The 19,704-nt window shown below is 60.1% G+C and carries 25 protein-coding genes and 2 pseudogenes; 24 read left to right on the top strand and 3 right to left on the bottom strand.

Annotated features, from left to right (window positions below; translation table 11 throughout):
- Positions 1–74: 74 nt before the first annotated feature.
- The 8 genes and pseudogenes from V5B59_RS04780 to V5B59_RS04745 all read left to right on the top strand — a co-directional run bounded on the left by V5B59_RS04780 (position 75) and on the right by V5B59_RS04745 (position 4,630).
- Positions 75–281, top strand: a complete 207-nt coding sequence (locus V5B59_RS04780) for a type II toxin-antitoxin system HicB family antitoxin (protein WP_169071435.1) — start codon at positions 75–77, stop codon at positions 279–281.
- A gap of 157 nt (positions 282–438) precedes the next feature.
- Positions 439–612 (top strand): annotated as a pseudogene (locus tag V5B59_RS04775) (hypothetical protein); the annotation flags it as partial.
- Positions 613–767: 155 nt separating this feature from the next.
- Positions 768–1,370 carry a DUF4351 domain-containing protein gene (locus V5B59_RS04770; RefSeq protein WP_332351639.1) on the top strand — a complete coding sequence of 201 codons (603 nt, stop codon included), beginning with the start codon at positions 768–770 and terminating at the stop codon, positions 1,368–1,370.
- Between the two features lie 142 nt (positions 1,371–1,512).
- Complete coding sequence (locus V5B59_RS04765) at positions 1,513–1,887, top strand: DUF2442 domain-containing protein (protein ID WP_248594997.1); 375 nt, start codon at positions 1,513–1,515, stop codon at positions 1,885–1,887.
- Between the two features lie 1,041 nt (positions 1,888–2,928).
- Positions 2,929–3,367 (top strand): annotated as a pseudogene (locus V5B59_RS04760) (DUF29 domain-containing protein).
- Positions 3,368–3,572: 205 nt separating this feature from the next.
- Positions 3,573–3,797 (top strand): hypothetical protein, encoded by a 225-nt coding sequence (locus tag V5B59_RS04755; RefSeq protein ID WP_169071437.1) that lies wholly within the window; start codon positions 3,573–3,575, stop codon positions 3,795–3,797.
- The gene (locus tag V5B59_RS04750) at positions 3,775–4,131 is read left to right on the top strand and encodes a PIN domain-containing protein (RefSeq protein ID WP_169071438.1); all 357 of its coding nucleotides are present in this window, start codon (positions 3,775–3,777) and stop codon (positions 4,129–4,131) included. Before V5B59_RS04755 ends, V5B59_RS04750 begins: the two co-directional genes overlap by 23 nt.
- 73 nt (positions 4,132–4,204) lie before the next feature.
- The gene (locus V5B59_RS04745; protein ID WP_332351638.1) at positions 4,205–4,630 is read left to right on the top strand and encodes a hypothetical protein; all 426 of its coding nucleotides are present in this window, start codon (positions 4,205–4,207) and stop codon (positions 4,628–4,630) included.
- Between the two features lie 10 nt (positions 4,631–4,640).
- Here the strand turns inward: V5B59_RS04745 and V5B59_RS04740 are convergent, their stop codons facing one another.
- Both V5B59_RS04740 and V5B59_RS04735 read right to left on the bottom strand, forming a co-directional pair.
- The gene (locus V5B59_RS04740; protein WP_332352173.1) at positions 4,641–5,567 is read right to left on the bottom strand and encodes an ISAzo13 family transposase; all 927 of its coding nucleotides are present in this window, start codon (positions 5,565–5,567) and stop codon (positions 4,641–4,643) included.
- 23 nt (positions 5,568–5,590) lie between these two features.
- The gene (locus tag V5B59_RS04735; protein ID WP_332351530.1) at positions 5,591–5,812 is read right to left on the bottom strand and encodes a hypothetical protein; all 222 of its coding nucleotides are present in this window, start codon (positions 5,810–5,812) and stop codon (positions 5,591–5,593) included.
- Between the two features lie 652 nt (positions 5,813–6,464).
- Here V5B59_RS04735 and V5B59_RS04725 point away from each other — a divergent pair.
- The 15 genes from V5B59_RS04725 to V5B59_RS04655 all read left to right on the top strand — a co-directional run bounded on the left by V5B59_RS04725 (position 6,465) and on the right by V5B59_RS04655 (position 17,153).
- Entirely contained in the window at positions 6,465–6,692 is a 228-nt protein-coding gene (locus V5B59_RS04725) for a hypothetical protein (RefSeq protein WP_169071439.1), read from the top strand.
- The gene (locus V5B59_RS04720; RefSeq protein WP_169071440.1) at positions 6,686–6,862 is read left to right on the top strand and encodes a hypothetical protein; all 177 of its coding nucleotides are present in this window, start codon (positions 6,686–6,688) and stop codon (positions 6,860–6,862) included. Before V5B59_RS04725 ends, V5B59_RS04720 begins: the two co-directional genes overlap by 7 nt.
- The gene (locus V5B59_RS04715) at positions 6,859–7,203 is read left to right on the top strand and encodes a type II toxin-antitoxin system VapC family toxin (protein ID WP_169071441.1); all 345 of its coding nucleotides are present in this window, start codon (positions 6,859–6,861) and stop codon (positions 7,201–7,203) included. Before V5B59_RS04720 ends, V5B59_RS04715 begins: the two co-directional genes overlap by 4 nt.
- Before the next feature lie 229 nt (positions 7,204–7,432).
- Positions 7,433–7,690, top strand: coding sequence for a UPF0175 family protein (locus tag V5B59_RS04710; protein WP_169071442.1), 258 nt, complete (start codon positions 7,433–7,435; stop codon positions 7,688–7,690).
- Complete coding sequence (locus tag V5B59_RS04705; protein ID WP_169071443.1) at positions 7,687–8,175, top strand: DUF3368 domain-containing protein; 489 nt, start codon at positions 7,687–7,689, stop codon at positions 8,173–8,175. Before V5B59_RS04710 ends, V5B59_RS04705 begins: the two co-directional genes overlap by 4 nt.
- A gap of 135 nt (positions 8,176–8,310) precedes the next feature.
- Positions 8,311–8,613, top strand: a complete 303-nt coding sequence (locus V5B59_RS04700) for a DUF4351 domain-containing protein (protein ID WP_332351637.1) — start codon at positions 8,311–8,313, stop codon at positions 8,611–8,613.
- A gap of 258 nt (positions 8,614–8,871) precedes the next feature.
- Positions 8,872–9,474, top strand: a complete 603-nt coding sequence (locus V5B59_RS04695; protein WP_308240173.1) for a DUF4351 domain-containing protein — start codon at positions 8,872–8,874, stop codon at positions 9,472–9,474.
- 790 nt (positions 9,475–10,264) lie between these two features.
- Positions 10,265–10,408 carry a hypothetical protein gene (locus tag V5B59_RS04690; RefSeq protein ID WP_332351636.1) on the top strand — a complete coding sequence of 48 codons (144 nt, stop codon included), beginning with the start codon at positions 10,265–10,267 and terminating at the stop codon, positions 10,406–10,408.
- Between the two features lie 23 nt (positions 10,409–10,431).
- Positions 10,432–11,436, top strand: coding sequence for an NAD-dependent 4,6-dehydratase LegB (locus tag V5B59_RS04685; RefSeq protein WP_169071444.1), 1,005 nt, complete (start codon positions 10,432–10,434; stop codon positions 11,434–11,436).
- Between the two features lie 10 nt (positions 11,437–11,446).
- On the top strand, positions 11,447–12,622 hold the full coding sequence (locus V5B59_RS04680; RefSeq protein WP_372703802.1) for a LegC family aminotransferase: 1,176 nt from the start codon (positions 11,447–11,449) through the stop codon (positions 12,620–12,622).
- Positions 12,619–13,236, top strand: a complete 618-nt coding sequence (locus tag V5B59_RS04675; protein WP_169071446.1) for an acetyltransferase — start codon at positions 12,619–12,621, stop codon at positions 13,234–13,236. Before V5B59_RS04680 ends, V5B59_RS04675 begins: the two co-directional genes overlap by 4 nt.
- Positions 13,237–13,238: 2 nt before the next feature.
- A complete protein-coding gene (neuB, locus tag V5B59_RS04670; protein ID WP_308240175.1) occupies positions 13,239–14,240 on the top strand; it encodes an N-acetylneuraminate synthase in 1,002 nt (333 codons plus the stop codon).
- Positions 14,237–15,400: a UDP-N-acetylglucosamine 2-epimerase gene (gene neuC, locus V5B59_RS04665; protein ID WP_169071448.1), complete on the top strand. Its 1,164-nt coding sequence runs from the start codon at positions 14,237–14,239 to the stop codon at positions 15,398–15,400. Before neuB ends, neuC begins: the two co-directional genes overlap by 4 nt.
- Positions 15,401–15,414: 14 nt before the next feature.
- A complete protein-coding gene (locus V5B59_RS04660) occupies positions 15,415–16,470 on the top strand; it encodes a nucleotidyltransferase family protein (protein WP_169071449.1) in 1,056 nt (351 codons plus the stop codon).
- Positions 16,467–17,153 carry a cytidylyltransferase domain-containing protein gene (locus tag V5B59_RS04655; protein WP_169071450.1) on the top strand — a complete coding sequence of 229 codons (687 nt, stop codon included), beginning with the start codon at positions 16,467–16,469 and terminating at the stop codon, positions 17,151–17,153. Before V5B59_RS04660 ends, V5B59_RS04655 begins: the two co-directional genes overlap by 4 nt.
- Positions 17,154–17,291: 138 nt before the next feature.
- On the opposite strand, the gene V5B59_RS04650 is transcribed toward V5B59_RS04655, so the two are convergent.
- The gene (locus V5B59_RS04650) at positions 17,292–18,368 is read right to left on the bottom strand and encodes an ISAs1 family transposase (RefSeq protein WP_169071451.1); all 1,077 of its coding nucleotides are present in this window, start codon (positions 18,366–18,368) and stop codon (positions 17,292–17,294) included.
- 280 nt (positions 18,369–18,648) lie between these two features.
- Here V5B59_RS04650 and V5B59_RS04645 point away from each other — a divergent pair, with 280 nt between their 5' ends.
- Complete coding sequence (locus V5B59_RS04645) at positions 18,649–19,635, top strand: IS5 family transposase (RefSeq protein WP_169071452.1); 987 nt, start codon at positions 18,649–18,651, stop codon at positions 19,633–19,635.
- The last annotated feature ends 69 nt before the right edge of the window (positions 19,636–19,704 follow it).

Below are 19,704 nucleotides of genomic sequence, written 5' to 3'. Positions count from 1 at the left end.
TGCGCTGGAAGGTATTTACTATACTGTCCCCGTTTTTTCCCATATGTCCCTTTATTAGCCGGAGGACCAAGACCATGGAACTCACTGCCGTTCTTACATCCGCCGAAGAGGGCGGGTATGTAGCCCTCAATCCTGAAACGGGGACGACAAGCCAAGGTGAAACAATCGAGGAGGCGATTGCAAATTTGACAGAAGCGACAGCACTTTATTTGTCCGAGTTCCCGCTTTCCGCTCCCTCGCATCCCTTGATAACAATGTTCAGCGTTCCTGCTCATGCCTAACGGTCATGGCTTGGTGAGACACCCCGGATGATGAAAGCCCTGACCGTTTCCCTCTCCCCCAACCCCTCTCCCGCGAGTGGAGAGGGGAGATTCGTGAGTCGCTGACGCGACTTTCACGGTAACGCTACGCAGAACTGCTGCGCCGGCAATCTTACTGATGACGCGGATTTCGCGCTGTATCGCGGCCGCATATTGGCCGAACGGAGGCGTGCATGGATCGACAGGTGATCGAACAGAAGCTCGAATCTCTGCACCGCTGCCTGGTCAGGGTGACGGAAGAATGCCCTCCAGCCGGATGAAAAAAGCGGTCGGATTTCGGAACATCGTCATCCACAATTACGACGCCATCGACTGGCACATCGTGAGCAAAGGGTTCACATCCACGTCGAAGTCCAGGGTCAGCACGATGCCGACTTTCCCGAGCGCCTGTTTACCTACAACTACCGCCTCTACGACCGCTACCGTCGTCCGGTTGCCAGCCTGGCCGTGCTGGCCGACGAACGTGAAAACTGGAAGCCGAACGGGTTTGGCTATCCACTGTTCGGCTGCGAGGTCGGCATCCGCTTTCCCGTGGTCAAGCTCCTCGACTACGCCAACCAGACCGAATCCCTGCTTGAAGACCCCAACCCCTTCGCACTGGTCACCGCGGCTCACCTTCTTACCCGGCGCACCAAGGGGGACCCGGAACAGCGCTATGCGGCAAAATGGCGGCTGGCCAAGCTGCTCTACGAACGCAACTGGGACAAGCAGCGCATCATCGATCTGTTCGGGGTCATCGACTGGCTGATGCGGCTGCCGACAGACCTGGAGCAACGGCTGCTGCAGGAAGTCTACACACTGGAAAGGAAGGTCATCATGCCTTACGTCACCTCTGCAGAACGCTTCGGAGTCGAGAAAGGCCGCCAGGAAGGCCGCCAGGAAGGCGAGGCTGCCCTCGTGAAGCGCCTGCTCGCGCGTCGCTTTGGCACGCTCCCCGATGCCGTCCAGGTCCGCCTGAACACCGCCACGATCGATCAGCTGGAAGAATGGGCGATCAAGGTGCTCGATGCCGAGTCCGTGGACGAAGTCTTCGATCAGCGCCCACAGTAGCAAGGGGGCAGCACACCCCAACCGGTTGCGATGTCGCAGGACACCCCCTCACGACTTCGTCATTGCCACCGGCGCGCCATACAGCGGTTGGCAGTTCGTCATCCAGTTCGTCCAGTTCGCCGCCGTATCACCGGGCGCGCCCATGTACTTTGCCGGTGAGGACCGAGAGCGTGTGAATTCCTGCCTGGCGAGGGTGACACTGGTCGTCATTCCCGCACAAGCGAGAACTTGCCTGGTTTATCAGCTTGTTCTTGCAGGCATGGCGGTATGGAAACGGGTGATTACGGCACGCTATCTTGGCAACTATCAAGTTGCACTTGTCTTCTCTGACAATAAAGAAGGGATTTTGGACGGTACAAGTTTGTTACAACGCCACGGAACGCTGATAGAAGCGCTGCGCGATGAGAATTTCTTCAAGCTCCTGTTTGTCGATATGGGTGCCTTATGCTGGCCGAACGGCCTGGAACTCTCGCCGGCACGACTGTACGAGAACTGCAACAGGACTGCAGTGGCCTGAGGCCTCGGACAAGGCCAACCAAGGCGCGGTCCATGTCGTCCTGCTGCGTGATGTACTTGAGCATCACGCGATTTCCCAACCCCTCGTGTTGCATTGGCTGGTGCGCCAGTTGCTTGGCAGCGCGGCGGGAACCTTCAGTAGCTACGGCAGGAAAGCAGTGCGCCAGCGGCATGAAGCAAACTACGACGACACGTCGAGGAGAGAGGCATTCCCGTTGGTGCTGCGGCTGGTGGGGCATGCAGGCAAGGTTGCCGCGGCCAGCGGAGGTTTCCCGGTTGACGCTTCTTCGGGAGGTATTTCATCTCCTGTCCCTTGGATTCCCGACGAAGTTGGCATCGTCTCTGCCAGGCCGAGGCCGGCGAGGTCATCGCCCCATCATCCCAGGCCAAGCGGGTTGGTGACCCGGCAAACCGCGCGCATGGCCAGGCGCCTCGACTGGACCGCGCGCAACGGCGGGATCATCCGCCTGAACGACGGTTTCTGGCGGCAGCGCTGACGATGATCAACCTGGAGCTTCCATGAAAGCCAGCTCCCCAGGGTTCGACGTGGACGGCGATTCGATGGCCCGCCAAACAGGTGGCAGAAGCACCGGATGAGGAAATCGTGCCTACTCCGCCTGACGACAGCGTGGCAACATGGGATGGTTCGCCCAAAGGTCGGTGCGGTATACTCGCCGCTTCTGGCAAAGGCCTGGCTACCAGAACCGGGCAGCCGGCTGCCAGTCCACCCGCCGCAGACCCCATCGGCAACCCATTTCGCTGAATGCTCAGGCATTCCGGCAGGGCGGTAGCGTGCCTGAACCCCTTCTGTTCGCTCGCCACGCACCGTGCCGGAGATCGGCAGCACGCCGCACAGAACGCGTCCCGGTGCGCCGGGCCAAGGCCGTCGACCTGTCTCGCGGCTGACTGGGCAGCCCTCACAAGGCCTTGCCTGCTCTCTCCAACCTGCAGCAAAACTACGGTGATGCCAACCGACCTTCTGCTCTCGAAACCGGAGCTTCGGGTAGAATCGACTTACAGGTCATTGTGGAGGGAGCTCGATATGAGCACCAGTTACGAAGCCGATGTCGTGGCATGGGCAAACGAGCAGGCCAGCCTCCTTCGTGCCGGGCGGTTCGAGCTGCTAGACCGCGACCACATCGCGGAGGAAATTGAGGACGTGGGTAAGAGCGAACAGCGCGAACTGGCGAGCCGGATGTCGGTTCTACTGGCTCATCTGCTCCAGTGGCGATATCAGCCGGAGCGGCGGGGGAGCCAGTTGGGAAAAGACCATCGTCGCGCAGCGCAAGGAGATTGCCTATGGACTGAGTGACGCCCCAAGCATCACCCCCAAGCTGCAGGAAACGCGATGGCTTGAGATGGTGTGGGCCAAGGCGGTTGCTCAGGCGGTTGGGGAAACCGGCCTCGATGGCTTTCCCGACGCCTGTCCGTGGGCGATGGAAGAAGAAGTCCTCAATGATGACTGGCTACCGGATGCCTGAAGACACGCATCGCGAGTAGCCGATCCCCTGGCGCCGTCGCGTCACCAGGCGGGCAAAGGCTTGCGCAGTATCAGCGGCGGTGTGGCGCGCAGCAGGGCTTCGGAGACTTCGTCAACGCCGCCACTCGGCATGCTCAAAGCTGCTGGGCTGAAGAACCCGACGGAAGTGGTTAAACTCAAGAAAAGTGCATGGTGAGGTAGGTCACATGAACAGCGTGGCAGAACTGGTTTTCGAGCAAGTGCGTAGCCTTCCCGAAGCTGAGGTGCGTCAAGTGCTCGACTTTGTGGGTTACCTGAAGTCGAAACACCGGACGGCTGAGTTCGCCGAGGGCGACGAGGCGGCAGATTGGGTGGAATTTGAGAAGCACGCGTGCGCTTGGTCGGGACAATACCATCGGGACGAGTGCTATGACCGCAAGGTTCTTCGCTGATACCAATATTGCCGTTTACTCGTTGGACGAAGACTCCGACAAGCGCCAGCGCTGCTTTGAGATCCTCCGGCGCCGGCCGGTGATCAGCGTCCAGGTCATCAACGAGTTCTTGAGTGTATTGCTGAGCAAGCACCGGATAGACCGGCCTGCGGCCAATCGACTGGGCCAGATACTCTTGCGCCGTTGCGAAGTCGTACCGATAACCGCCGATGTCACGCTGCAAGCCATGTACGTGGGCGAACGCTATCAGATCAGCCACTGGGATGCCCTGACTGGTGCCCGTTGGTGCTGCGGCTGGTGGGGCCTGCAGGCCATGTTGCCGCAGCCAGCTTAGGTTTCCCCAGGTTGACTCCTCTTCGAGAGGTATTTCTTATACTGTGCCCTGATCTCGACATGACGCCTTCACCTTGAACCCGCCCCCCGAAACCACCGTCGCCAACGACGACTACGACACCCCCTGGAAAGACGCCGTCACGCGCTACTTTCCAGAGTTCATCGCATTCTACTTTCCCGACGCACATCGGCAGATCGACTGGAACCGCGGCTACACCTTTGATCAGGAACTCGCCCAGATTGTCAAAGATGCCGAACTCGGCAAGCGGCTCCTCGACAAACTCGTCCAGGTCGCCACCCACGACGGCGGCGAACACTGGGTGTACATCCACATCGAAGTGCAGGGCGACCGAGCCGGCGACTTCGCCGAACGTCTATTCACGTATAACTACCGCCTCTACGACAAATACCGGCGCCCTATCGCCAGCCTCGCCGTGCTTGCGGACGACCGCCCACACTGGAAGCCGCAAACGTATGGCTATGGAACGCCCACGAAATAACTTCCCGGTTTTATGCTGTTGAATTTGGCAGGATGGTGTAATTCCATGGGGGCAGTAGTGCATCGGCGACGATGCGCAGGGATGCCTTGAGATCAAGCGCCGCTTTCCGTCCGGTTTCGTAGACGCGATCGATAATATCGACGGTGACCTGAAGTCCAGTTCGAGTCTGGGTACGCTCGATCAGTTGTTTGACCAGAGGCACGCTTTCAAATACGACGCCTTCGCAAGCGCGCGTGACATGGGGGAAGACGCGGTGCTCAATCGGATTGTGCTTGGAGCAATACGGCGGGAAGTGGGCGATCCGAATTTCCAGCTTGAGCCGATTGGCAAGCGCTTGCAAGTCCTGCTGAAACAACGGCGAGCGTGAGGGGTTGCTGCCACCGCCATCGCACAGAATCAATATCTTATCGGCATTGGGATGATCGTGACGTCCGTGCAAAGACCACCAACGTTCCACGCTGTCACACGCGAACTGCGTGGTGTCATGACTCGTGCCCAGATTGACATGGGCTTTGTTCAAACCGATGTCGTACAAGCCATGCGGTACGACTTTGCCTTCGCTATAGCTGGGAAAGTCATGATCCAGCACGGCCAGGGTCTCTCGGGTGTAAAGCGTGCCGTTCCGGTAAAAATTGCCGAGCATCTCTTTCTTCTTGGTGTCCATGGAGAGTACGGGCTGACCAGCCGCCAGGTACGCGGCCTTGAGCGCTGTGATGTTTTCAAACTGCGGGTTGCGCTCAGGGTGCTGCTTGAACGACGTCTTCTTCTGCGCCTGACGGCGAACAAAGCCATGCTGCTTCAGCAACTGGCGAACAATCCGGCAACTGACCGGGGTTCCCGTCGCGCTAATGCGCCGGGCAATCTCCGGCTGGCGCAGATGGGTCCAACGAATGGCGTGCTGCGGACAGCCCGCCGTATGCTCTCGAACGACGTCCAGAAACGTCGTCGATAATTCGGGCGTCAGGTCGAGCTTACGCTTCCGCCCACCGCCTTTTTTCGGAGCTTATCCCCCGTCGCCTCTTCCGCTATGTCCAGGTCGGCCAGTCCTTGTCGGATCGTCTTGCGATCGATCTCAAACAACTGCGCGATGTACTGCTGGCCCCCATGCCCTAACTTGTCAGACTCCACCGCCGCGTACCGGCGACGATCCTTTTCCGATAGTCGCCGATAGAATTCCTTCATTCGCCGCTCTACGTCTTCCCGGTAATAGCCCACGCTGCATTCCCTTTGCTGTTTTCAGAACAACCAAGCAAGCAAGTGGCATGCCCGAGCGCACAGTCAAAACGGGAAGTTATTTCGTAGGCGTTCCTATGAACTCTTCGGTTGCCGGCACTACCTCGAATTCCCCACCGTAAAGCTACTCGACTACCAGCCGCAAACCCAAGCCCTGCTGGTCGACCCCAACCCTTTCGCTCTGGTTACTGCCGCTCATCTGCTCACCCAGCAAACCAAAGGCGACGACCGGCAAAGGCTTGCGGCAAAATGGCGGCTAGCCAAACTGCTGTACGAACGGAACTGGGACAAGCAACGCATCCTTGACGCCACCACGCTGGAAGAGGTTTTCAAGGATCACTGAGCGCTTGACCCACCGGACAAGCAGGGTCGGTTCCGGTGGTTGAGCCCGGTTGTCTGTCGCAGGGCGCAATAAGCTGCGCATCGCGCCATAGGCAACCGCGCACCATGATCATGCGGCGCAGCGCCCGTTGGCTATTCTCAATGGGTCTACATCCACGTCGAAGTCCAGGGCCAGCATGATGCCGACTTCCCCGGGCGCCTGTTCACCTACAACTACCGGCTCTACGACCGCTACCGCCGTCCGGTTGCCAGTCTGGCCGTGCTGGCCGACGAACGTGAAAACTGGAAGCCGAACGGGTTTGGCTATCAACTGTTCGGCTGCGAGATCGGCATCCGCTTTCCCACGGTCAAGCTCCTGGATTCCGCCAACCAGACCGAATCCCTGCTCGAAGACCCCAATCCCTTCGCTCTGGTCACCGCCGCCCACCTTTTTACCCGGCGCACCAAGGGTGAACCGGAACAGCGCTATGCGGCAAGCATGTGCTGATTGAACTGCCCGATGCCTGCAATAATCGCCGCGTCGAGATCATTGTCCTCGCCGCCGATGAACCCGTTACGGTTGGTCGGCGCCTCCACCCGCACATTGCCGGCCGAGTTCAAATCAATGGCGATATTCTCGGCAGCCTTCCCGAAAGCGATTGGGACTTGCCTCGATGATCGTTCTCGACACCCACATCTGGCTCTGGTGGATCAATGAGGATCAGATACGTCTCCAATTGGCCTGGACCGCGCGTATTGAAAGTGCTGAGCCGGTCGGTGTTTCTGCCATTTCCTGCTTTGCAGTCGCCGGGTTGGCACATCATGGCCGAATCGACCTGCCATGTGCCGAAGAGGCATGGTTCGAGAAAGCCCCCGATGGTTCGGGCATCACGCTGTTGCCGATCACCGCACGCATCGCCCGCACTGCCGTTCAGCTTCCCGAACTCCATCGCGATCCCCAAGACCGACTGATCATCGCCACGGTACTGACGCACGACGCCACTCTCATTTCCAGTTGACCCGTTTGAACGCCGCGTCAAGCCGCCACCAGCCCCGTGGCGGTCGGCATACGCGACTCACCATCGATCTGCACGGCAGGAATCCGTGCGTGCTGGGTTGAGGCAGGCTGCAGGCAACATAGCCCAGCCCAGCTGGGGTTCCCGGGGGTGACTCTTCTCTCAAGGTATTTCATATACTGTCCCCGTTTTTGCCCGCAGGCATGCGAGGACCTTTCGGAGGCGGATTGCTATGCAAAGTACCATTGAAATAGAGTGCCCACGGGAAATCTTGTTGGGGTTGCACCTGGACGCAGACCAATTCGCCGACTTGGTCAAGGAGGAAGCCGCGATAGCCTTGTTTCGCGAGGGTCGCTTGTCGTCTGGCATGGCAGCAAACTGGCTTGGCATTCCGCGCGCCCATTTCCTCTTGAAAGCCATGCAGACAGGTGGCGCAAACCTGTTGGAAGACAACGATGACGACTTTCTCAGAGAGATTTCCTTGCTGTGATCGTTTTTTCCAACACCACGCCGTTTATTGCACTTGCCAGCATCGGCCAGTTGAATCTCTTGCCGCAGTTATTCGCCACGGTGTACGTCGCGGAATCGGTCATCGGCGAATGCGCTGAAGGCGGACGAATACTGGTTCCCGCTTTGAGATCACTGGATTGGGTCATCCCCGTAGTAGATGAAGCCACATCAGGATTACCCGTCCTCCTCGAACTGGATCGTGGAGAAAAGCAAACCATCATTCTGGCGATGAAATACTCCGCGCACAGAGTGATCATCGACGAGCGCCTGGGACGCCGCGTTGCCGAGTATCTTGGGTTGAACGTGACAGGCACGCTCGGTGTGCTTGCCAAAGCCAAGTCGGTTGGCCTGATCCCTTCATTCCATGAAGCCGCGCAAGCGATGCGACACCAAGGCATCCACTACAATGCAGGATTGATTGGTCGGGTTGCCCTGCACCTGGGCGAGATACCCGGATCGAACTGAACGACCCAGTGGCCCCCTTTGTTGGAGAACTGCATGTAGGCATCTGTCCGCTGCCGCGGGACGTGGCTGCGGCCCTGCCGGTGCCCGTTGGTGCTGCGGCTGGTGGGGCCTGCAGGCCTGGACTGGATGATGCAAGTGCCCAAAGACCTGCAAAATCAACTCTGGCAAGACCTCGAACAACTGGAGAGGAACCGAACCATGCCCTACATCACCTCGGTAGAACGTATCGGCATTGAGAAAGGCATGCAGCAAGGCATGCAACAAGGCATGCGGCAAGGGGAGTCTGCCCTCCTCGAACGCCAACTCACCCGCCGCTTCGGCCCGCCCAGCGCGGAGACACGGGCTCGGCTGCAGGCCGCCACCGTCGAACAACTGGAGCAATGGGCCGAAAACATCCTTGACGCCACCACGCTGGAAGAGGGCTTCAAGGATCACTGAGCGCTTGACCCACCGGACAAACAGGGTCGGTTCCGGTGGTTGAGCCCGGTTGTCTGTCGCAGGGCGCAATAAGCTGCGCATCGCGTCATAGGCAACCGCGCACCATGATCATGCGGCGCAGCGCCCGTTGGCTATTCTCAATGGGTCTACATCCACGTCGAAGTCCAGGGCCAGCCGGATGCCGACTTCCCCGAGCGCCTGTTCACCTACAACTACCGCCTCTACGACCGCTACCGCCGTCCGGTTGCCAGCCTGGCCGTGCTGGCCGACGAACGTGAAAACTGGAAGCCGAACGGGTTTGGCTATCAACTGTTCGGCTGCGAGGTCGGCATCCGCTTTCCCGTGGTCAAGCTCCTCGACTACGCCAACCAGACCGAATCCCTGCTTGAAGACCCCAACCCCTTCGCACTGGTCACCGCGGCTCACCTTCTTACCCGGCGCACCAAGGGTGACCCGGAACAGCGCTATGCGGCAAAATGGCGGCTGGCCAAGCTGCTCTACGAACGCAACTGGGACAAGCAGCGCATCATCGATCTGTTCGGGGTCATCGACTGGCTGATGCGGCTGACGACAGACCTGGAGCAACGGCTGCTGCACGAAGTCTACACACTGGAAAGGAATGTCCGCATGCCCTACGTCACCTCTGCAGAACGCTTCGGAATCGAGAAAGGCCGCCAGGAAGGCCGCCAGGAAGGCGAGGCTGCCCTCCTGAAGCGCCAGCTCGCGCGTCACTTTGGCACGCTCCCCGATGCCGTCCAGGTCCGCCTGAACACCGCCACGATCGATCAGCTGGAAGAATGGGCGATCAAGGTGCTCGATGCCGAGTCCCTGGACGAAGTCTTCGATCCGCGCCGACCGTAGCAAGGGACAGCACACCCCAACCGGTTGCGATGTCGCAGGACACCCCCTCACGACTTCGTCATTGCCACCCGGCGGGCCATACAGCGGTCGGCAGTTCGTCGTCCAGTTCGTCCAGTTCGCCGCCGTATCACCGGGGCGCGCCCATGTACTTTGCCGGTGAGGACCGAGAGCGTGTGAATTCCTGGCTGGCGAGGGTGACACTGGCCGTCATTCCCGCACAAGCGAGAAGTTGCCTGGTTTATCGGCTTGTTCTTGCAGGCATGGCGGTATGGAAATGGGTTATAGGAAGCGCGTTCGCGCTTGCGCGGGAATGAGGGCTTCCTGGCGCCGCCCCAATTGTTGACAGCGCGGCCTCGCGCCATGACCAAGGTCAGCTGAAGTTATTGAGTAGGCGCTGCTCTGAACCTTCTATTTCTCATGTCGGTACTCGGGACGGGGGCAAACAATGGGTTCATGTCCACGTCGAAGTGCAGGGGCCGCAGGATGCGGACTTTGCAGGGCGGCTGTTCCCCCGACAACTATTGCCTCTACGACCGGCTACCGCCGACCAATCGCCAGCCTGGCCGTGCTCGCAGACGAGAGCGAGAACTGGAAGCCCAGCGAGTTCGCTTATCAACAGTTCGGCTGTACTGTCGACATCTGCCTTTCAATCGTCAGGTTCCTGAATTACGTGCGTCAGACTGAAGCTCTCGTTGAAGGCACGGATGCGTTTGCCCTGCTCAATGCGGATCACCTGTTCACACCCAGCACCAGCAGTGACCCCGAACAATGGTACGCTGTCAAGTGGTAGTTGGCCGAGCTGCTCTACGAACGGAACTCGGAGAAACAGAGCATCATCGACTTGTTCAGCGTCATCGACCGGCCGATGCGGCTGCAGGACGAATTGGAGCAACGACTACAGGAAGAAGTTAGCGCACTTCTGGCGAGCTCCTAAATCACTTAAAATGAGTTGAAACAATGAAGAACAAACGCATTCTGATAACTGGAGCCGATGGGTTCATTGGCTCGCACCTGACAGAAGCGCTCCTATATCAAGGCCACAAAGTACGCCCCTTCGTACTCTACAACTCCTTCAACTCCTGGGGCTGGCTGGACCGTGCGCCGAAGGAAATCCGCGACGAACTGGATGTATTCGCCGGCGATATCCGCGACCCACACGGCGTGAAGGAGGCGATGAAGGGCTGCGATGCTGTGTTGCATCTGGCCGCACTCATCGCCATACCCTACTCTTACCATTCCCCCGACACCTACGTCGACACCAACGTCAAGGGCACCCTCAACGTGCTGCAGGCGGCGCGCGAGTTGGATGTGGAAAGGGTAATCCATACCTCCACCAGCGAGGTTTACGGCACGGCGCGCTTCGTGCCCATCACTGAGGAACATCCCCTGCAAGGGCAGTCGCCCTATTCAGCCACCAAGATCGCCGCTGACCAGTTGGCCTATTCCTTCTATGCCGCTTTCGGCCTGCCGGTGATCATCGCCCGCCCCTTCAACACCTACGGCCCGCGCCAGTCGGCCCGCGCGGTGATCCCCACCATCATCACCCAGATCGCCAATGGCAAACGCCAGATCAAGCTAGGCGCGGTCTCCCCCACTCGCGATTTCAATTTCGTGAAAGACACCGTGGCCGGCTTCATCGCCGCTCTGAATTCCGACCGGGGATTGGGCGAGGTGGTCAACTTCGGCAGCAATTTCGAAATCACGATTGGCGATACCGCCCGCCTCATCGCCGAGGCCATGAATACCGAGATCGAAATCGTCACCGACGAGGCGCGGCTGCGTCCGGAGAAGTCCGAGGTGGAACGGCTTTGGGCCGCTAACTCCAAGGCCCGGGATCTGTTCGGCTGGGAACCCGCCTATGGCGGGCGCCAAGGCTTCAAACGGGGCCTGGCGGAAACCGCAGCATGGTTCACCGAGCCCGAGAACCTGCGCGGCTACAAGGCCGACATCTACAACCTCTGAGAGTGCGACCGTGGACACTTCCACTTTCGTCGAAAAGGTCGTCGAAGCCATCCGCCAAGTGGCAGGTTCAGGCCCGGTGGCCCTGCACGAACCGTGTTTTGCCGGGAACGAATGGGCCTATCTGAAGGAATGCCTGGACAGTACCTTTGTTTCCTCCGTTGGCAAATTCGTCGATCGCTTCGAGGCCGATCTGGCAGCCTTCACCGGGGCAAGACATGCCGTGGCCGTAGTCAACGGAACCGCCGCCCTGCACATCGCCCTGAAACTGGCCGGCGTCGAAGCCGGCGACGAAGTCCTGATTCCCGCCCTGACCTTCGTCGCCACCGCCAATGCCGTGGCGTATTGCGGCGCCACCTGCCACTTCGTGGACAGCGAAGAACGCACGCTGGGCCTCGACGCCACCAAATTGCGCGCACATCTCCAGGTCGTCAGCGAACAACGCGACGGCCAGTGCATCCACCTCGCCAGCGGCCGGGTCATCCGCGCACTGGTCCCCATGCACACCTTCGGCCATCCCGCAGATCTGGACGGCTTGCTTGCCGTTGCCCGCGACTTCAACCTGGCGTTGGTGGAGGATGCGGCGGAATCCCTGGGCAGTGACTACCACGGCCGCCATACGGGCACTTTCGGCCGCTTTGGAACCCTTAGTTTCAACGGCAACAAGACCATCACCACCGGCGGCGGCGGCGCGATCCTCACCAACGACCCGGGACTCGCCAGCGTCGCCAAACACATCACCACCACCGCCAAACTGCCGCATCACTGGGCCTTCGAGCATGATCAGATCGGCTACAACTACCGCCTGCCCAACATCAACGCCGCCCTGGGGTGTGCCCAACTGGAACAACTGCCCGCTTTCCTAGAAGCCAAGCGCCGCCTGTTCCAGCGCTACCAGGAAGCCTTCGCCCCACTCTCCGGGGTCACGCTGTTCCAGGAACCTGAAGGTTGTCGCAGCAATTACTGGCTGCAAACTCTGGTGCTTGCCCCGGAACTGGCGGATCGGCAGCAAGCCATCCTCCAGGCCAGCAACGACGCAGGCCTGATGACCCGGCCGGCCTGGACCCTGATGAGCCGGCTGCGCCCCTACCGGGACTGTCCCGCCATGAACCTCGCCTGCGCCAAATCCCTGGCCGCTCGCCTCATCAACGTGCCCAGCAGCGCAAAACTGGCGGACTTCCGCGCATGAACCAGCCCGCAATCCTCTTGGTGGGCGCTGGCGGCCATGCCCGCGCCTGCATCGACGTAATCGAAAAGGAAGGCCGCTACGCCATTGCCGGACTGGTGGGCATGCCCGATGAAGTCGGCGGGGCCGTGCTGGGCTATCCAATCTTGGGCGGCGACGCCGAACTGCCGGCCCTGCGCGAACGCTGCCACAACGCCCTGATCACCCTGGGCCAGATCCAATCGCCGGAACCTCGCATCCGGCTTTTCTCCCTGCTCGAACGTCTGGGCTACACCCTGCCGGTCGTGGTGTCCCCGCGTGGGCATGTCTCCCGACACGCCAGTCTGGGGCCGGGCAGCATCGTCATGCACGGCGCCATCGTCAACGCCTGCGCCCGTGTCGGCCGCAATTGCATCCTCAACAGCCGGGCGCTGGTCGAGCATGACGCCGTGGTCGAGGACCATTGCCACATCTCCACCGGCGCCTTGGTGAATGGCGGCGCGCGGGTCGGCGCGGGCAGTTTCGTTGGCAGTGGCAGCGTGTTGCGGGAAGGCGTCGCGCTGGGCGAACGTTGCTTGGTCGGCATGGGGCTGGCTGTGCGGAAAAACCACCCCGCCCAATCTCGGATCATCAGATGAACATACCCATTCTTATCATCGCCGAAGCCGGCGTCAACCATAACGGTGACATGGGTCTGGCCAAGCGATTGATTGACGCGGCGGCGGAAGCTGGGGCCGATCTGGTCAAGTTTCAGACCTTCAAGGCCGACCGCTTGGTCACCGCAGCGGCGCGCAAGGCCGATTATCAGACTCGCAACAGCGGCGGCGGCGAAACCCAGCATGAAATGCTGCGCAGCCTGGAACTCTCGCCCGAGGCCCATCACGAACTCATTGCCCACTGCGGCGCGCGTGGTATCGGCTTCTTTTCCACCGGCTTCGACAACGAAAGCGTCGATTTTCTGGCCAGCTTGGGGCAGCACAAATTCAAGATCCCGTCCGGCGAAATCACCAACCTTCCTTATCTGCGCAACATGGGCCGCTACGGGCGGGAAATCATCCTATCCACCGGCATGGCCACCCTGGGCGACATCGAAGCGGCCATCGACGCCCTGGAACAGGCCGGCACGCCGCGCTCCAGGCTCACTGTGTTGCATTGCACCACTGAATATCCCACCCCCATGGAGGAGGTCAACCTGCGCGCCATGCAAAGCATTGGCCAGACCTTTGGGGTGGCGGTGGGCTACTCTGACCACACCCCCGGCATCGAAGTGGCCATCGCGGCTACGGCCCTGGGCGCGCGGGTCATCGAAAAACACTTCACCCTCGACCGCAACATGCCTGGGCCAGACCATAAGGCCAGCCTCGAACCGGATGAACTCAAGGCGATGGTCACGGCAATCCGTAACATCGAGACGGCCCTGGGCAATGGGATCAAGCGCCTGACCCCCAGCGAGGCCAGGAACCGCCCGGTGGCCAGAAAGTCCCTGGTGGCCGCGCGCTCGATCCGGGCGGGAGAAGTCTTCTCCGAGGAAAACCTCGCCGCCAAGCGGCCGGGTACCGGGATCTCCCCCATGCAATGGGACAGAGTTGTCAGCCGCATAGCCCGCCGCGATTTCCAGGCCGACGAGATGATCGAGCTATGACCCGGAAAATCTGCGTGGTAACCGGGACGCGGGCGGAATACGGCCTGCTCGCGTGGATCATGCACTTGATCCGGGACGATACCGAGCTCGAATTGCAGATCATCGCCACCGGCATGCATCTGTCCCCGGAATTCGGCCTGACCTACCGCCAAATCGAGGAAGACGGCTTTCGCGTCGACCGCAAGGTGGAAATGCTGGTCAGTTCCGACACCCCGGTCGGCATCGCCAAATCCATGGGGCTGGGCATGATCGGTATGGCGGACGCCCTGAACGACCTGCGTCCCGACCTGCTGGTCATCCTGGGCGACCGGTTTGAAATTTTCACTGCTGTCGCCGCCGCCCTGGTGGCCCGCATTCCAGTGGCCCACCTGCACGGCGGCGAGAAGACCGAGGGCGCCTTCGACGAAGCGCTGCGCCACGCTATCACCAAGATGTCGCACCTGCATTTCGTCGCCGCCGAGGAATATCGCGGCCGCGTTATCCAGTTGGGCGAAGCGCCGGAACGGGTGCATCTGGTGGGCGGACTGGGCCTCGACAACATCTGCCGCCTCAAGCTCCTGGATCGTACCACCCTAGAGCAAACCCTCGATTGCCGCCTGGGCGAGAAAAGCCTCCTGATCACCTTCCATCCGGCCACCCTCGAGAACGGCACGGCAGCCGATCAAATGGCCGAGCTCCTGGCGGCGCTCGAACCCTTGCGCGACACCCGCCTCCTTTTCACCCTCCCCAACGCCGACACTGCCGGCCGTGAGTTGATTCAGATGGTGCATGGCTTCGTCGCCGCCCATGACAACGCCCGCGCCTACACTTCCCTGGGCCAACTGCGCTATCTATCCTGCATGGCTCAGGTCGATGGCGTGGTTGGGAACTCTTCCAGTGGCCTCATCGAAGTTCCCACCTTTCGTAAGGGAACCATCGACATCGGCGACCGGCAGCGAGGCCGACTGCGGGCGGCCAGCGTCATCCATTGCGAACCGGAGCGCCAGGACATCGCCCGCGCTCTGGCTACGCTCTACAATCCGGAGTTCCAGGAAAGCCTCGCCAGCGTGGAGAATCCGTACGGTTCAGGGGGCGCTAGCGAGCGGGTGGTGGAGGTTCTGAAAAGCGCCCCGCTCGACCATCTGGTGAAGAAGCGTTTCCACGACCTAACCATTGGCTGAAAAACGGACACCACGTGAACACCGACGAAAAAATCTGGCGCCGCGCCCTCCTGCCGACCACCGCCACCATTCAGGACGCCATTCGCAATCTGGATCAGGTGGCGATCAAGATCGTCCTGGTCGTCGCCGAGTCGGGCGAACTGGAAGGCACTATTTCCGATGGCGACATTCGCCGGGGCCTGCTGCGAGGCTTGGATCTGAACAGTCGAATCACCACGGTCATCCATCGCAACGCCTTCGTCGTCCCACCGGCAATGGGGCGCGAAACCGTCATGCAACTAATGGTGGCCAACAAGATTCAGCAGATTCCCGTGGTAGACGAACAGCATCACGTCATCGGCCTGCACCTATGGGATGAAATCAACGCCCCTCAGGCGCGGCCCAACCTGATGGTGATCATGGCCGGTGGCAAGGGCACCCGGCTGCGCCCGCACACGAGAAACTGTCCCAAACCCATGCTTCCCGTGGGCGGCAAGCCCATGCTGGAACATATCATCAAGCGCGCCATGGCCGACGGCTTCAGCCACTTCCTCCTGGCGGTGCACTACCTGGGTCACATGATCGAAGAGCACTTCGGCGACGGCGAGCGCCTGAACGCGCGCATCGAATATCTGCGGGAACAATCGCCCCTCGGCACCGCCGGCGCCCTCGGTCTGATGCCGAAGAAGCCCGAAGCGCCCTTCGTCGTCACCAATGGCGATGTGCTGACGGACATCCACTACGGTGAACTGCTTGATTTTCACATTCGCCAGGAGGCGGCGGCCACGATGGCGGTGCGGGTACATGAATGGCAACACCCCTTCGGCGTCGTGCAGACCCGGGGCGTCGACATCATCGGCTTCGAGGAAAAGCCCATCGCCAGAAGTCACATCAACGCCGGCGTCTACGTTCTGGCCCCGGAAGCCCTCGACGTGCTCGGCGTCAACGAACCCTGCGACATGCCCACCTTGTTCGAGCGCCTGCAAGCCAGGGAAAAACGCACCGTGGCCTATCCCATGCACGAACCCTGGTTGGACGTGGGCCGGCCGAGTGACTATGAAACCGCGCAAAGATCTGGAGGGGTGGCATGAGAATCCTGGCGCTGGTTCCTGCCCGAGGCGGATCCAAACGGGTGCCGAACAAGAACATTCGGGAACTGGGCGGCAAGCCGTTGATCAACTGGAGTATCGAGGCTGCCCAAGGTATACCGGAAATCCTCGATATTCTGGTTTCAACCGACAGCCTGGTAATCGCGGATGTGGCGCGTGCCGCTGGTGCCCTCGTGCCCTGGCTTAGACCGGCCGAATTGTCGACGGATACTGCTACATCAATCGTCGTGTGCATGCACGCGCTCGACTGGTACGAGAAAGAAAACGGTCAGCTGGATGGTCTATTACTGTTACAGCCGACATCGCCCTTTCGCAAGACCCAAACGATTCAGGCAGCGATCCAACTATTCAAGAAATATGCAGAGAGGCCTGTCGTCGCGTTTTCGCCAGCGGAGTCTCATCCGATGTGGTGCTATCGCGTCGCTGGCGATGCCATATATCCGTTCGTACATGGGGTCGATCAGCCAACAAGGTCTCAGGATCTTCCACCAGCCTATGTTGTCAATGGTGAGGTATACCTTGCGACACCTGGTTATTTGAGAGCCAATTCCAGTTTCCTCGGAAGCGAGACGGTTCCGCTTGTGATCGAAGATAAGCGCGAGGCGCTGGATATCGACTCGGACTGGGACTGGCTGCTGGCGGAGAATATGCTCGACAGGATCTGACATACCTTTATTAGGCGCTTAAGCGGGTGTTGACGCAAACATGTTGGTGTTAGTGTTTGAGCCCGGAGCGACAGAGGTAGCCCCGTTTATTTGGACAGAAAACCTGCCTTGATAAGTCAGGGCTTCCGCACTCGGATGTCATTTCAAGGTGAAGCCCAGTATCCTCACCCGGACGCCGTCCTTCCAAGCGGCGCGCTTGCGCTTCAGCCGCAGGCTGGTCTTGGTCTTGTCGGCGGTATCCAGACGAATCAGGTTGAGAACGATTTTCTTCAGGAGGGAGAGGTTCTGTGGGGCGTTGTCCTTGCGTACGGTGCTGGCATCCTCGCCAAAGCTGACATCGAGCACCCAGTGAAGGCGGTCCTCGATGCCCCAGTGGCCCCGAGCCGCTGCAGCGAGTTGTTCGGCCGTCAATTCACGAGAGCTGATGTAGTAGCGCCGCTCAAGCTTCGACTCGTGGTCACCGACCTTACGCAGGGAGTCGACCCGAGCGATCTTCTTGCATTCGGGCCAATCGGCCAGATCAACGATCCCTTGCGCGGGCAGCACCGTGGCGATTTGAGCGACGATCCGACCATGGGACGGGTGGACCTGGTGGTGGCGGTCGACGTCGTCCGATTGGTACTGGTCAATGAATTCCGTCTCGATGGCGTCCAGCAGCGTCGGTTGGTTGCCTTTGACCGCCAGCAGGTAGTCGCCGCCCTGGTCGGTGATCTGACGGGCGATGTTCCGCTGGCACCCCATGGCGTCGATGGTAACGAGCAACCCGTTGATATACAGTGCCTTGAGCAGTTCCGGGATGGCGGTGATCTCATTACTCTTGCTGGCGACTTTTTCCTGGCCGAGGACGACGCCCAGTTCCGTCGCGAAGGCGCTGACCATAATGGCGCTCTCGCCGCCACTACCCGACCCGCGTACCGTTTTGCCATCGACCCCCAGGCCGCCTTTCAGGGTACCGACCACCCCAGCCACCCAACGGCGGAACGCCGCCTCAAATTGCTTCGGGTCGAGGGCTCGGAAGATGCGCAGAAACGTTTCCTCGGAGGCCACACCGTTCCGCAGCACCAGGAACTGACGCAACCAATCTTCCTTCTCCCGTCCCCAATGGGCGATGTCTTCGATGGTGTCACAATCGGAGAGCACGGCTGCGATAGCAATCACGAGAACTTCTTGGAAGTCATGCAGCGTTCCATTGCTGGGTTTGCGCGGGTCGTCCACTTCCCTGAAACAGGCTTGCCCCCTTCGTCAGAGTCATTTCGCTCGTCCAAAAGACGAGACTAGACCCGATCTTGCGCGGGTTTGCAAGCTATTGGCATAAATTCATGGCTGGCAACGATTTCTGCTTTTCAAGATATGACGAAATTGACTATGCTATCCGAGTGCGGAGGCCCTGCTTGATAAGTGCCCTCATGCCGATGTCATCAAGGGAACTGCTGATTTAATCGCAGCATATCCACATGGTATAATATTGGCATTCCAGCGTACGTCGGGTAGCGAGATGAAGCAGATCAGTTTTTCCCAGGTGGAGTTTGAAGGCAAAAAGCGGACGACGCATCGGGAGGTGTTCCTTTCCGAAATGGAGAAGGTAACCCCGAGGGCGGAGGTACTTGAGGTGATCGCGCCGCACTACCCGAAGGGGAGGCGGGGTCGCCCGCCGGTGGGTCTGGAGCGGATGTTGCGGGTGTATCTGGCGCAGCAATGGTACGGCCTGTCGGATGAGGGAGTCGAGGATGCGATCACCGACAGCCAAGCGTTGCGGGCGTTTGTCAGGATCGACCTGTCGCGGGAATCCGCACCGGATGCGACGACGCTGCTGCAGTTCCGGCACCTGCTGGAGAAACATGAACTGACGAAGAAACTGTTCGAGGCGATCAACGGCAAGCTGTCTGCCGCGGGGCTGATGATGCGGGAAGGGACGATTGCGGACGCGACGATTATTGCCGCACCGCCGTCGGTGAAGAATGAAGCCAAGGCGCGCGACCCGGAGATGCGCCAGACCAAGAAGGGTAACCAGTGGTACTTTGGCATGAAGGCTCATATTGGTGTCGATGCCGAAAGCGGATTGGTGCACACGGTGGTGGGCACGGCGGCGAACGTCGGGGATGTGACGCAGACCGCACAGGTACTGCACGGCGGCGAGAAGACGGTGTATCTGGATGCGGGCTATACCGGCGTCGAGAAGCGGGAAGAACTGAAGGAGCGGGACATTGACTGGCAGGTAGCTATGAAGCGCGGCAAGCTCAAGGCCGTGCCGGAAGACAGTGTGCTGGGTCAGCTCCGGCGCAAGCTGGAATCCGTAAAGGCCAGCATTCGGTCCAAGGTGGAACACCCGTTCCACATCGTCAAGAACCTGTTCCACTTCCGGAAGGTGCGTTACAAAGGCTTGGCCAAGAACACGGCGCAACTGCACACCCTGTTTGGCCTGGCCAACCTGATGATCGTCAAGCGGCGGCTGTTGGCGCTCAACGGCCAAGTTGCGCCCTGATGAACGAAGGAGGCCACGAACGGTGTTGAAAAAGGTAGAGAACCTCACCGACAAGACCATAACGCAGTA

Source organism: Candidatus Accumulibacter contiguus (assembly GCF_036625285.1).
Classification (GTDB): domain Bacteria; phylum Pseudomonadota; class Gammaproteobacteria; order Burkholderiales; family Rhodocyclaceae; genus Accumulibacter; species Accumulibacter contiguus.
The sequence above is the reverse complement of the archived record's forward strand: the minus strand, read 5'-3'. Positions and strand labels throughout refer to the sequence as shown.